Origin of the sequence: Microcoleus sp. F4-D5, assembly GCF_036704885.1 — a bacterium.
Taxonomy (GTDB): Bacteria; Cyanobacteriota; Cyanobacteriia; order Cyanobacteriales; family Microcoleaceae; genus Microcoleus.
The window spans coordinates 1-11,039 of sequence record NZ_JAUBSX010000132.1 but is presented as its reverse complement, the minus strand read 5'-3'; the positions used below and the strand labels follow the sequence as shown (position 1 = coordinate 11,039).

The 11,039-nt window shown below is 45.3% G+C and carries 13 protein-coding genes and 2 pseudogenes; 7 read left to right on the top strand and 8 right to left on the bottom strand.

Annotated features, from left to right (window positions below; genetic code table 11):
- From QUA80_RS32030 to QUA80_RS32010, 5 genes are all read left to right on the top strand, one after another.
- Positions 1 to 247, top strand: a 247-nt coding sequence (locus tag QUA80_RS32030) for a hypothetical protein (RefSeq protein ID WP_333428956.1), incomplete at its 5' end; no start/stop codon positions are given.
- 402 nt (positions 248 to 649) lie between these two features.
- Positions 650 to 2,257: a methionine--tRNA ligase gene (metG, locus tag QUA80_RS32025; RefSeq protein ID WP_333428955.1), complete on the top strand. Its 1,608-nt coding sequence runs from the start codon at positions 650 to 652 to the stop codon at positions 2,255 to 2,257.
- A 93-nt stretch (positions 2,258 to 2,350) separates the two neighbouring features.
- Positions 2,351 to 2,956, top strand: a complete 606-nt coding sequence (locus QUA80_RS32020) for a LabA-like NYN domain-containing protein (protein ID WP_333428954.1) — start codon at positions 2,351 to 2,353, stop codon at positions 2,954 to 2,956.
- A gap of 183 nt (positions 2,957 to 3,139) precedes the next feature.
- Positions 3,140 to 4,336 (top strand): LPS export ABC transporter periplasmic protein LptC, encoded by a 1,197-nt coding sequence (gene lptC / locus QUA80_RS32015; protein WP_333428953.1) that lies wholly within the window; start codon positions 3,140 to 3,142, stop codon positions 4,334 to 4,336.
- An 85-nt stretch (positions 4,337 to 4,421) separates the two neighbouring features.
- A complete protein-coding gene (locus tag QUA80_RS32010; protein WP_333428952.1) occupies positions 4,422 to 5,057 on the top strand; it encodes a Uma2 family endonuclease in 636 nt (211 codons plus the stop codon).
- Here QUA80_RS32010 and QUA80_RS32005 read toward each other — a convergent pair.
- The 5 genes and pseudogenes from QUA80_RS32005 to QUA80_RS31985 form a co-directional block, all read right to left on the bottom strand.
- A pseudogene (locus QUA80_RS32005) lies at positions 5,054 to 5,662 on the bottom strand (Uma2 family endonuclease). The gene QUA80_RS32010 and the pseudogene QUA80_RS32005 sit on opposite strands and share 4 nt — an antisense overlap.
- Positions 5,663 to 5,864: 202 nt before the next feature.
- Entirely contained in the window at positions 5,865 to 7,313 is a 1,449-nt protein-coding gene (gene ffh, locus QUA80_RS32000; protein ID WP_333428951.1) for a signal recognition particle protein, read from the bottom strand.
- 470 nt (positions 7,314 to 7,783) lie between these two features.
- Entirely contained in the window at positions 7,784 to 8,017 is a 234-nt protein-coding gene (locus tag QUA80_RS31995; protein ID WP_333428950.1) for a hypothetical protein, read from the bottom strand.
- A gap of 254 nt (positions 8,018 to 8,271) precedes the next feature.
- Positions 8,272 to 8,460, bottom strand: a complete 189-nt coding sequence (locus tag QUA80_RS31990; protein WP_333428949.1) for a hypothetical protein — start codon at positions 8,458 to 8,460, stop codon at positions 8,272 to 8,274.
- A 106-nt stretch (positions 8,461 to 8,566) separates the two neighbouring features.
- Positions 8,567 to 8,833 (bottom strand): annotated as a pseudogene (locus QUA80_RS31985) (IS4 family transposase); the annotation flags it as partial.
- Positions 8,834 to 9,086: 253 nt separating this feature from the next.
- On the opposite strand from QUA80_RS31985, the gene QUA80_RS34030 reads away from it, so the two are divergent.
- Positions 9,087 to 9,191 carry a transposase family protein gene (locus QUA80_RS34030; RefSeq protein WP_445302315.1) on the top strand — a complete coding sequence of 35 codons (105 nt, stop codon included), beginning with the start codon at positions 9,087 to 9,089 and terminating at the stop codon, positions 9,189 to 9,191.
- An 82-nt stretch (positions 9,192 to 9,273) separates the two neighbouring features.
- Positions 9,274 to 9,720: a transposase family protein gene (locus QUA80_RS31980; RefSeq protein ID WP_333428957.1), complete on the top strand. Its 447-nt coding sequence runs from the start codon at positions 9,274 to 9,276 to the stop codon at positions 9,718 to 9,720.
- A gap of 237 nt (positions 9,721 to 9,957) precedes the next feature.
- Here the strand turns inward: QUA80_RS31980 and QUA80_RS31975 are convergent, their stop codons facing one another.
- From QUA80_RS31975 to QUA80_RS31965, 3 genes are read right to left on the bottom strand one after another with little or no spacing between them, the layout of a single operon-like run.
- Entirely contained in the window at positions 9,958 to 10,533 is a 576-nt protein-coding gene (locus QUA80_RS31975; RefSeq protein ID WP_333428948.1) for an IS4 family transposase, read from the bottom strand.
- Between the two features lie 18 nt (positions 10,534 to 10,551).
- Entirely contained in the window at positions 10,552 to 10,737 is a 186-nt protein-coding gene (locus QUA80_RS31970; protein ID WP_333428947.1) for a hypothetical protein, read from the bottom strand.
- Between the two features lie 38 nt (positions 10,738 to 10,775).
- A complete protein-coding gene (locus QUA80_RS31965) occupies positions 10,776 to 10,973 on the bottom strand; it encodes a transposase DNA-binding-containing protein (RefSeq protein WP_333428946.1) in 198 nt (65 codons plus the stop codon).
- Positions 10,974 to 11,039: the final 66 nt, after the last annotated feature.

Sequence of the window (11,039 nt, the reverse complement as noted above, 5' to 3'; positions counted from 1 at the left end):
CTCACCCTTGTCTCGGGTGATTCACTTTTACCCCCTCAATCCGACTATGTGCCAGTTTGGGGTGCGGAATGTGGGTTGGAAACGAACTGGCAACTTAGGCACAAATACTAAAGAAAGAGGCTCTTTATATCCCGGGCGATGGCGCTTCACAAGAGATTTTAGTCAAAAACCCGGTTTCTGCCTCCAAAAGCGGCTCGGAAACTGGCAGGAGTTGCCGGCGATCGACTTTCCGGCGATGGGGGTTTGAGATAGCGCTGGCGAGCGATCGCGGATTCACAGAAAGTGGTCGCACAGCGCCAGTCTAGCGACAGGTTTAGAAGCCCAACCGATGGGTTTTGGTGCAAACAGGGTGGGGTTCGCCGGCTCTAGGGAGCACGACTGCAAAAAAGGAATTGAGGATGGGGGAGCGACGATCTCGGGGTTCCTGAAGCCAGCAGAATGTCAAAATATTAAGACATTTTAGAGAGTTCGTCAAAAATATGTAAAAAAGATTAGTGTGGATATGAAAGCGATATTTCTTTTGGGGATAAGCCGGGTTAGACAATTGCAAATAACTTGGAGTAAATTTGGCTTGATTGCCACTTCATAAAAAAGTTAAGCGCTGAGTTAAGATCGAAACGAAATTTAGGGAATTTTCTTTTAGCATTCAATGAAATCGACTGATAAAACTAAGAATACCTTTGCGATAACAACGCCCCTGTATTATGTAAACGATTTACCTCACGTTGGCAGTGCTTATACGACTATGGCTGCGGATGCCCTAGCCCGATTTGAGCGGCTGCGGGGCAAATCTGTTTTGCTGGTTACGGGGACGGACGAACACGGGCAGAAAATTCAGCGGACAGCCGAGAGTTTGGGACGATCGCCCCAAGCTCACTGCGATTCAGTGGTTCCGGCGTTTGAGGCGCTTTGGAAGCAACTCTCTATCCAGCACGATCGCTTCATCCGCACAACTTCGCGGCGCCACGAGTACATTGTCAAAGAATTTTTCCAGCGGGTCTGGAACTCCGGCGACATCTACTTGAACCAGCAACAAGGCTGGTACTGCGTCTCCTGTGAAGAATTCAAGGATGAACGGGAATTGTTGCCGGGAAATCGGTGTTCCATCCACACCAGCAAAGAAGTTGAGTGGCGCGACGAAGAAAACTACTTTTTCCGCCTGTCGCGGTATCAAGACCAACTGCTGACCTTGTACGCAGAACGTCCCGGCTTTATCGCGCCGGAAAGTCGGCGCAACGAACTGCTTAGTTTTGTCAACTCTGGACTGCAAGACTTTTCGATTTCGAGAGTGAATCTGGCATGGGGTCTGCCGGTGCCGGTTGACCCCAGTCACAGCATTTACGTCTGGTTTGACGCTTTGCTGGGATACGTCACCGCCTTGCTAGATCCGGACTGCGACCCGACGTTGGAGAATGCTTTATCTAAATGGTGGCCCATTGACCTGCACTTGATCGGCAAAGATATTCTTCGCTTCCACGCAGTTTACTGGCCGGCAATGCTGATGTCAGCAGGTCTGCCGCTGCCAGACCGCGTTTTCGCTCACGGGTTTTTGACCAAAGACGGCAAAAAAATGGGAAAAACGGAGGGAAATACTTTAAACCCAGTCGAATTGGTCAATAAATACGGCGCTGACGCAGTGCGTTACTATTTCCTTAAAGAAATTGAGTTCGGAGAGGACGGCGATTTTAACGAAACTCGGTTTATCAATATATTGAATGCTGAGCTAGCAAATGATTTGGGAAATTTGCTTAATCGTACCCTAAACATGGCTCGCAAATATTGCGGTGGCTGCGTGCCAAATGTGTTGGGAGAAAACTTGGATGGCGACAACCTTCTTAAGGGTATGAGCCTGAATTTGGGGGATCGAGTAGCGGGTTTTTACGAAGAGTTAGCTTTTAGCAAGGCTTGCGAAGCCGTGCTTGCATTAGTTCGAGCCGGGAACAAGTTTATTGACGTGCAAGCACCTTGGAGTTTGTACAAGCAGGGACAGATAGAAAGTGTTGAACAAGTGCTATATTCTGTTCTGGAATCTGTTAGACTAGCATCTTACCTTTTATCGCCGATTATTCCCAATATCAGCAACGCTATCTATCAACAGCTAGGTTTTTCAATTGACTTTAACGATCGGGTTACAGTTAACAGTTTAGCGCATTTTGAAGCTCATGCTGCCTGGGGCGCTTTGCCGGCAAACCAAACTCTGGGGGAACCCCTACCTGTTTTTAAGCGGCTCGAACTGCTGGAAACAGTACCTTCATAGTTGGCAGCCAGCGCTCTGGATGCTATGACCGACTACGACGAATTAGCAGTTATTTCCTTACCAATCTTTCATAAAAATTGAGGCATAACAATCATGTTGAATAGAATAGAAAGCAACGACCTTTTTACGCCGGAACAGGTTCTCGAAAACCGGGGTCGAGTGGCAATTTTTATTGACGGTTCTAACCTTTTTTACGCGGCTTTGCAGTTAGGGATTGAGATAGATTACACTAAGCTGCTGTGCCGTTTAACAGCGGGTTCGCGGCTGCTGCGCTCTTTTTTCTACACTGGTGTCGATCGCACTAACGAAAAACAGCAGGGGTTTTTGCTGTGGATGCGCCGCAACGGCTACCGGGTGATTTCTAAGGATTTGGTACAGTTGCCGGACGGTTCTAAGAAGGCGAATTTAGATGTAGAAATCGCTGTGGATATGATGGCTTTAGTGGGGTCTTACGATACGGCGGTTCTGGTCAGCGGTGACGGCGATTTGGCTTATGCTGTAGACGCTGTGAGCTATCGCGGCGTGCGGGTTGAGGTGGTGAGTTTGCGATCGATGACGAGCGACAGTTTGATTAATGTAGCCGATCGCTATATCGATTTGGAAATGATTAAGGACGACATCCAAAAAACATCGCGCCCTAATTATGCTTACCGCCCTTTGTCGGGTCTGACCTTGATGGAGGAACACGACGACAGATAGGGATTTGGTAATGGGTAATGGGTGATTGTTAATGGGTGATTGTTAATGGGTTGAATCATTAAAAATTAGAAGTTAAAAATTTAGACAAACCATGACACATTTTTAATTTTTGATTAAGTGTTTTTCAATACCGAATTATCTCTTACCAATTTCGCATTTCCCATTCCCAACTACCAATTACCAATGATTAACCTCAAATCCCAAATTCCCAATCTCAAATCCCCAAAATTGGTGCTGCTATTTTTACCAGCACTGATTTTGGGGATTGGTGCTTGTGCGGTTCCGCAAGAGACTCAAAAGAACAAATTAGCTGAGGATCTCAAAACTGCTCAACAGTCAAACAGCACTTTAACTTTGAACAAAGTAACTCTAGAACAAGCAAACGAAAAGGGCGAGACGTTCTGGAAAGTAAACTCGCAAAATGCCGTTTACAGTAAAGACCAAAAAATAGTTAACGTTCAGAAACCTGTGGGCAAATTGTTTCAAGACGGCAAAGAAATTTACGACATTCAGGGAGAAACGGGCCAGGTATTTCAGGAAGGAAATCAAGTTTTTCTCAAAGGTAATATAGTCGCTAAAGACCTGAAAAATGGAGTCGTATTGCGCGGAAATGAGTTAGAGTGGCGGCCGAAGGAAGATGTTTTAGTTGTCCGCAACAATTTGACGGGAGAGAACAAACAGGTGACGGCTTCAGCTAAGGAAGCGCGAGTTTTCAGTAGGGCTAAGAGGATGGAGTTATTCGGTTCTGTGGTGGCGAATGTTAAAGATCCGGCTTTGCAATTGCAAACCGAGCACTTAGTGTGGTTTGTGGAGCAACAAAAGGTCAACAGCGACAAACCGACTCAAATTGATAAATACAAAGACAAAATAGTAACAGACAGCGGTTTTGCTGACAAAGTAGATGTAGACTTAAAAACCAAGATTGCAACGCTGACTCAAAACGCTCAGTTGATGCCATCCGACCCGCCGCTGCAAATAGAAAGCAGTTTGATGAGTTGGAATTTTCCGGCGCAATCTGTGATATCGCCCGGGTCTGTGAAGGTTTTTCACCGCGTAGAAAAGGTGACGATGACTGGGGATACGGGGCGGGGAGATTTAGAAAAAAAAGTTTTTTATTTGACGGGAAATGTGGTGGGAATTGGAGAAAAACGTCAAGCTCAATTAAATACAGATCGGGTAAGTTGGTATTTAACTAACCAGACTTTCGACGCGGAAGGAAATGTGGTTTACAAGCAACTAAATCCGGTGTTTAATTTGACGGGGCCGAGGGCAGCGGGAGAGTTGAAAAATCAAACTGTGACTGTCAAAGGTGACGGTGGCGGGGGCCAAGTGGTTACGGAATTTGTGCCGGACGAGTACAAGGGAAATTTGGGACAGTAGATGGGATTGCAACCGCAGATGTCGGCTGATGAACGCTGATGAACGCAGATATAATTAAGATTGGATTGAGTAAGGAGGGGTTGGGATGACGAGAACTTTAGAAACAACTTTAGAAAGGGTGGATGAACCTATCTTAATTGACGGATTAAGTTGGAGAGAGTTTAAGGCTGTTGAACAGTTGCTCTCGCGTCCGGGGGTGAGGCTGTCGTTTTTAGATGGGGTGTTGGAAATTAGACGTATGCCTGGAGAAAAACATGAATCGATTAAAGAACGAATTGGTTCTCTACTCGATCTTTATCTGCTTCAAATGGGAATTGATTATCAGCCCACGGGATCGATGACGCTGGAAAGCCCGTCGGGATTGGTGAAGCGAGAAGCTGATAAATCCTATAAATTGGGAGCTAACCGAGAATTTCCTGATTTGGCGGTGGAAGTGGTGCTGACTAGCGGCGGTATTAACAAGTTGGAAGCTTACAAACGCCTGGAAATTCCTGAAGTTTGGTTTTGGGAAAATGGTAGGCTCCTTATGTATTCGTTGGGGGCTGATGGATATGCAGAGGTCGATCGATCTTTTGTTTTGCCAGATTTAGATATTGTACTGTTGGCGCGGTGTATCAATATTGAAAATCACCTTCAGGCAATGCGCGAATTTAGACAAGCGATTCAAAGTTCTGAGAGGCTTGTTTTGAAAAACGACAAATCACAATTAGAAGCTGTTTAACGCCACACTCGCCTCAAATTCAGCACAAATCCGGGCAGTACGTCTTCGCCAGACAACTCGGCTGGATTGATTAATATTTCTACTTCTGTCTGCTGTCGGTAAATCTCTACCTGCAGGTTTTGCGGGTCAATTAACCAGCCTAATCTTGCGCCGTTGTCCATGTATTCCCGCATCTTACTTTGAAGGGTGGAAAGACTGTCGGATGCCGGTCGCAATTCTACTGCAAAGTCTCGACACAGGGGAACGAAGCCTTGGCGCTGTTTAGGAGTTAGTGCCTCCCAGCGAGTTCTACTCACCTAGGAAGCGTCGGGAGAACGGCGAGCACCGTTGGGGAGGATGAATCCAGTAGAAGAGTCAAAACCTTCTCCTAAATCTTCGTGTGTTTCGCACCAGTTGCCGAGTTGCGTACTGATACTAAGGTTTCTCTGGCCTGATTCTCCTCCGGTGGGTGGATTCACGATTAATTCTCCTGCTGCGGTTCTCTCTAATCTCAAGTCGGGATTTGCCAATGCTAGGGCCTCGAATTGCTCGCTACTGACAACAATCCCGAGCGAATTTGGCAATTCTATAGATATGGTTTCTGGCTGAGTGATTGTTTGTACCATACTCAATTCCGGTTTTTTTTAGACTGAACTCGGCAACAAGAAAAGAGTTAAAGTTTGATGGTTTTTACATATTGTACCAATACCGATCGAGGACTCTCGCGCGAGTGGGGGCGGGTTTTCGAGATTGTGTGTTTTAGGCAATGACGATCGGTGAACCCGCCCCTACAAATTTTTGACAATGGTGCTATATTGTTGATATTTTCTACAGTTGTCCGAAACCTTTTTTTGGCTTATCTTTTTTCTTTTTCTTCTTCTGCTGGGCACCCATATAGCCGCGGGAACCGGGCTGCATTCCGGGGCCGCCCATTCCCGGCATTCCGGGCATTCCCGGCAATCCTCCCATTCCTGTAAAGTTGCCTTGACTCATTTGCTGCATCATTGTACGCATTTTCTGGAAGTCGCTGACTAGCTTAGTTACGTCGTTTTCAGCGTAGCCTGCGCCTTTGCCGATGCGGCGGCGGCGGGATGGAGAACTTGCTAAAAGTTCGGGGTTGCGGCGTTCTTCAACTGTCATCGAATTAATCATGGCTTCGGTGCGTTTTAGCTGCACTTCTCCCTGCCGCATTTGTTCCTCTGAGAGTTTGTTCATCCCCGGAATCATTTTCATGATGCCGCCGAGGGAACCCATATTTTTTAACAGTCTGGTTTGTTTGAGAAAATCGGTAAAGTCAAACTTTGCCGTGAGCATTTTCTGTTGCATTTTCTCGGCGTCGGCGATGTCGAATTCTTCTTGCGCTTTTTCTACTAGCGTCAAGACATCGCCCATGCCGAGTATTCTCGATGCCATGCGATCGGGATAAAATGGTTGCAAGGCTTCCACTTTTTCGCCGACGCCGACAAATTTAATCGGCGCGCCGGATATTTGCCGCACGGATAAGGCTGCACCGCCGCGGCTGTCGCCGTCTAATTTGGTTAAGATTGCACCGGTAATGCCGATTTGTTCGTGAAAGGTGCGGGTTAAATTTGCTGCTTCTTGGCCGGTCATGGCATCAACAACTAACAGCGTTTCGTGGGGTTGTATTGTTTGTTTGATGCGGCCCAATTCTGCCATCATGTCTTGGTCGATTTGCAGGCGACCTGCTGTATCGACGATGATGGTATCGATGCCAATTTGTTTGCCGTGTTCGATGCCTTGGCGGGCTATTTCTACGGGGTCAATGTCTTTGCCTAATTCAAATACTGGTACGTCGATTTGTTTGCCGAGTGTCAGCAATTGGTCGATCGCGGCTGGTCGATAAATGTCGGTTGCGACTAGCAGTGCGGTACGATTTTGCTTGCGGAGGTGCAGCGCTAGTTTGGCGGTAGCTGTGGTTTTCCCGGTTCCTTGCAAACCTGCCATCAGGATCGCTGTGGGCCCGGATTCGGCGGTGGCGAGGGGTACGTTGGTTTCCCCCATGACGCGCACGAGTTCGTCGTGGACGATTTTGATGAATTGTTGGTCGGGACGGACGCCTGAAACGACTTCTGCGCCTTGTGCTTTTGCCGCTACCTCTGAGATGAAGTTTTTGACGACTTGGAGGTTGACATCGGCTTCCAGGAGGGCGCGGCGGACTTCTTTGAGGGCGTCTTGGATGTTGGACTCGGAGATTTTATTTTGTCCGCGCAGTTTTTTCCAGGTGGATTCGAGTCGATCGGCAAGGGCTTCAAACATAGGGCATTGTTGGCTAGTCAGTCTTTTTAATTTTAGGGCTAAATGGGGATATTTGGATGCAAGTTTTGCTGAAACAGTTCGCGATCGCACTCCGACTAAAGAAACCGGGTTTTTTATGAAAAGACGCGTTGCAGCCTACTGATTCGCTAAAAAACCCGGTTTCTGGCCTCATGCGTAGTTTGATGTTTTTATTTTTTAACCGCTGATGAACGCGGATTGACGTGCTATGGGTTTGGATGTTTTCAAGTTATATCGTGTCCGGTTAAATAGATATAGTTGCTGTAGGGGCGGGTTCACCAGTATTTCTAATTCACATCCAGGGTATTTATAAACCCGCCCCCACCCAGGCATAGGTGGGGGCGGGTTTATTTTACCTATTTGTTTGTTTCAAATATTGTTTGTGAACCCGCCCCTACAGAATTAATTGCAATACGATCGCCATTTCGATCGTAAAATCAACTGTCAACTGTTTATTTGATGTTGGTTTTTACGTATTCTGCGATCGCCGGTTGGAGTTGGAAGAGGGTGCGATCGCCGTTTTGGACTTTTTCGATTAATAACCTCCGTCTCAAGGATTCGATGGCTTTGAGGAATTCTGAAGGGGACAATTCCAGAAGGGCTAGTTTTTTGGAGATTTCGACTGCTTTGATTTGATTTGCCAACCAGGACATTACTTGTTTTTCGCTGTCTGACAAACGCTTCAAATGTTGGTGAAATAAATATTTTAAGTCTCCTAAAACTACGCTATCCTAGCATAAAGTTTAAGAAGTTTTGCCGCTAAATAAGTCTTAATAGCAGCAAATACTATCTATATTTAACCACAAGGGATTGCCTCGGTAAATATCTATCAATTCTGACCAATTTTCGGAGTCAGATAAACCTTTTTAAGTGAATATTTTTCGCGCTGGTTCGCCTAAACTATTGAGTTGCAATGTTTGACAATTTTTGCGTTCGCCTTCTAATGCTGCAATTTCTCTTGGTTTTTCCCAACAATCAAAATTAAGCAACTGTTGTGACATGATTCTGCTATTTGTTTGAAGAAAGTGCCATAATTTTCATAGCGTGGTTGGTAGTTTCCTGCTAGTTTTTGGCTGCTGAAGATTGTTTGTACGTCATCGAGGACGATCAGACAGCGGTGCGATCGCAAATAGTTGATTACCCCCCCAACCCCCCTTGCTAAGCTATGCCTTACTCACATCTTTCTTAACAAAATTCGGCTTGACATCTGGGGGGGAATGGGTAGAAACTAGCTTCTATGTAGCAGCGATGTCATGCAAACGTTGCCAACCTCTCCACAGGGTCTTAACACCAGGCTCACCATCTCCTTTACGCCCTCAAAAGCCACCTAATCGCGCAATCCAACGAATACAATTACTTAAAGTTGGAGGTGATTGGGGAGGGATAGGAGTCTCATGAATTGTGCAATAAAGTGCTTGCCACTCATGGGTTTCTAAAATGGTGTCTCCTGGCAGCTCAGGATGATGGCGAGATTCGTACATCATCCACAATAGACATCTCCATAAATTTAATGCTCCGCTATAATTCAGAGAGCAAAGTAATGAATTGAGGCCCATGAGTTGACGAAGAGACTACATCGAAAAAAATCCCCAAAAAGCTAAGCGTTTAATTGGGATTAATTACGAACACTTAAAGCAGTTAGTAAAACAGGCTGAAGTTTTTCACAGTCAAAAACAAGAAGAGATAGAAGCCAAAAAAGTCAGGCTCAACAAAAAAGGGCCGGGCTGTAAAAATAAATTATCCATTGCCGACTAAATTATTTTAACCTTAGTCGATCTGGCTCAAAATAGCAATTTTGAATATTTAGGAATTAAATTTGAAGTCAGTGAATCAACAGCTCATAATATTTTTCGCTACTGATTAGTTATTTTCGGTGAATTATTACCAGCCAGTCTACTAGAACAAGTAAAAAAAAAAGAGCGATTATGAATTAGTCAAATAAATTTTAACCCAATATGAATTAACAGTAGATATCGCAGAGCAGCCTGTAGAGCATCCTTCAGACCAAAATGAACAAAAAACTTTATATTCAGTAAAAAATAAAAATCACACCTTAAAAAATCAATTGACTGTCTTACCCAATGGAAAAGATATTGTTGATGTCAAAATTGGAGCTCCTGGCTCAACTAGCGATATTAGTCAATTCCGAGCCCATCTCTCTCAATTTTGTGACCATCAAAAATTTAAAGGAGACAAAGGTTATATTGGAGAAAAGCAAATATCTACTCCTCATAAAAAGCCTAATAAAGGAGAATTAAGCGACCAGCAAAAACAAGAAAATAAAGAATTTTTAGCTAACCGAATTTATGTCGAACACATGATTAGACTCCTCAAAATCTTTCGAGTAGCTCAAGAAAGATTTCGGCTCGGGAAATTTACTCACTCGTAATTCGCGCAGTCTGTGGTCTAGTAAGACTCAGGATAGGAGCTTTAATTTTACCTGACTAAAATTCCTGTTAGCCTGAACGAACAATGGTTGAACTTTCAGAGAGAGTTTGAGGTAATTGTTAACACAAATTACTTAAAATAGCTGTTTTACCGTTAAATTCAGAGAAATCCAACCAAGAGACAAACCTCATTGAAACCCAGTCCTAGAGTGACTTTGATAATTTTTGGAGATGTCTGATCAACGCCAAGCCACAATTGTGTAGGTTGATAAAGCTCGTTCGATGCGATCGGCAGTTTCTAATTGTACCTGTTCTAAACTGCATCCACTTTTGAGAACGTAATGATAGCGCTCGATTAACCAACGGTAACTGTACCAGCGCAAGCATTCGACAATATCTTCAACACCAGTAATCGGCAAGGTAGTTAATAACAACCAACTCACAGGCTGCTCTGTGGCTGGCGGGTTTTCTTCACAAGCCAGAATCACTTGAACTCGCAGGGGTTGTAAATTCTGGCGCCCCAGGTGGCTTTGAGGAGGTAAAATTTCGACCGTTGTGGCTTGCAGGTTCAGCATCGCTGTGCGAGCTGATCGCTGCGGATTAGCCCGCAATTCCAAGCTGATTTGTCCGGCGAGGGGTATTTTGCCGATCGCACTTTGTATTCGCTCTACTTCTTCCCCATCAGAGTTTTTGACCTGACGATTATGGTAAGCGCCAATTAACAACTGAGAATTCTCAGGTCGCTGAGTCGCTAAAAAGTCATAAATGTCGGCTTCGCGATCGGCTACCGCAACCACAGTAATTGACTTTGGCATTACTTTTTCGGTGGCATCTCAAGCGGTTAACCAACGTTGGCTTTCTTTGTCTTTGGTTTCTGTTTGATTCCTAGAGTGCTTCTTGCCTGTGGTTGCGAGCGATCGCGCCCAGACTTGCTGGTGCAATACTCCCAATGGTACTCCAACAGCCGAGCGACAAAATACCGAGTGAACTTTTAGGCCCCGATTGGTGGAACGATCCAAGTGTCACATTCCCTGCTTGCTTTTATGGTGAGTGAAATTCAGTTCCGTGGTGTCCTGAATTGCTCTAGAACTATGGGGTGTGCTTTGACTCGTTCTAGGGTACTTTTTTGGTGGGCTTGGCGAATTGCTGTTGATGACACTCGTGGAGATGACCAAAAGTCATAAGCCCCTTGAGTCGCGGCCCAGTCCCCTGATGCTTGTGGCACGCTGGCATGAGGTTGTGAGGCTAATACCATTTTTCTAAAGTTATGCTAGAGTTACCTGAAAAGTAAAGGAGAATATTAAAATGTCTGGGCGTCCTC

What these genes read in the sequence shown, in the direction of transcription:
- metG (WP_333428955.1), top strand. Translation starts at nt 650, where the DNA reads ATGAAATCGACTGATAAAACTAAGAATACCTTTGCGATAACAACGCCC.
- QUA80_RS32020 (WP_333428954.1), top strand. Translation starts at nt 2,351, where the DNA reads ATGTTGAATAGAATAGAAAGCAACGACCTTTTTACGCCGGAACAGGTT.
- lptC (WP_333428953.1), top strand. Translation starts at nt 3,140, where the DNA reads ATGATTAACCTCAAATCCCAAATTCCCAATCTCAAATCCCCAAAATTG.
- QUA80_RS32010 (WP_333428952.1), top strand. Translation starts at nt 4,422, where the DNA reads ATGACGAGAACTTTAGAAACAACTTTAGAAAGGGTGGATGAACCTATC.
- ffh (WP_333428951.1), bottom strand. Translation starts at nt 7,313, where the DNA reads ATGTTTGAAGCCCTTGCCGATCGACTCGAATCCACCTGGAAAAAACTG.
- QUA80_RS31975 (WP_333428948.1), bottom strand. Translation starts at nt 10,533, where the DNA reads ATGCCAAAGTCAATTACTGTGGTTGCGGTAGCCGATCGCGAAGCCGAC.
- QUA80_RS31965 (WP_333428946.1), bottom strand. Translation starts at nt 10,973, where the DNA reads ATGGTATTAGCCTCACAACCTCATGCCAGCGTGCCACAAGCATCAGGG.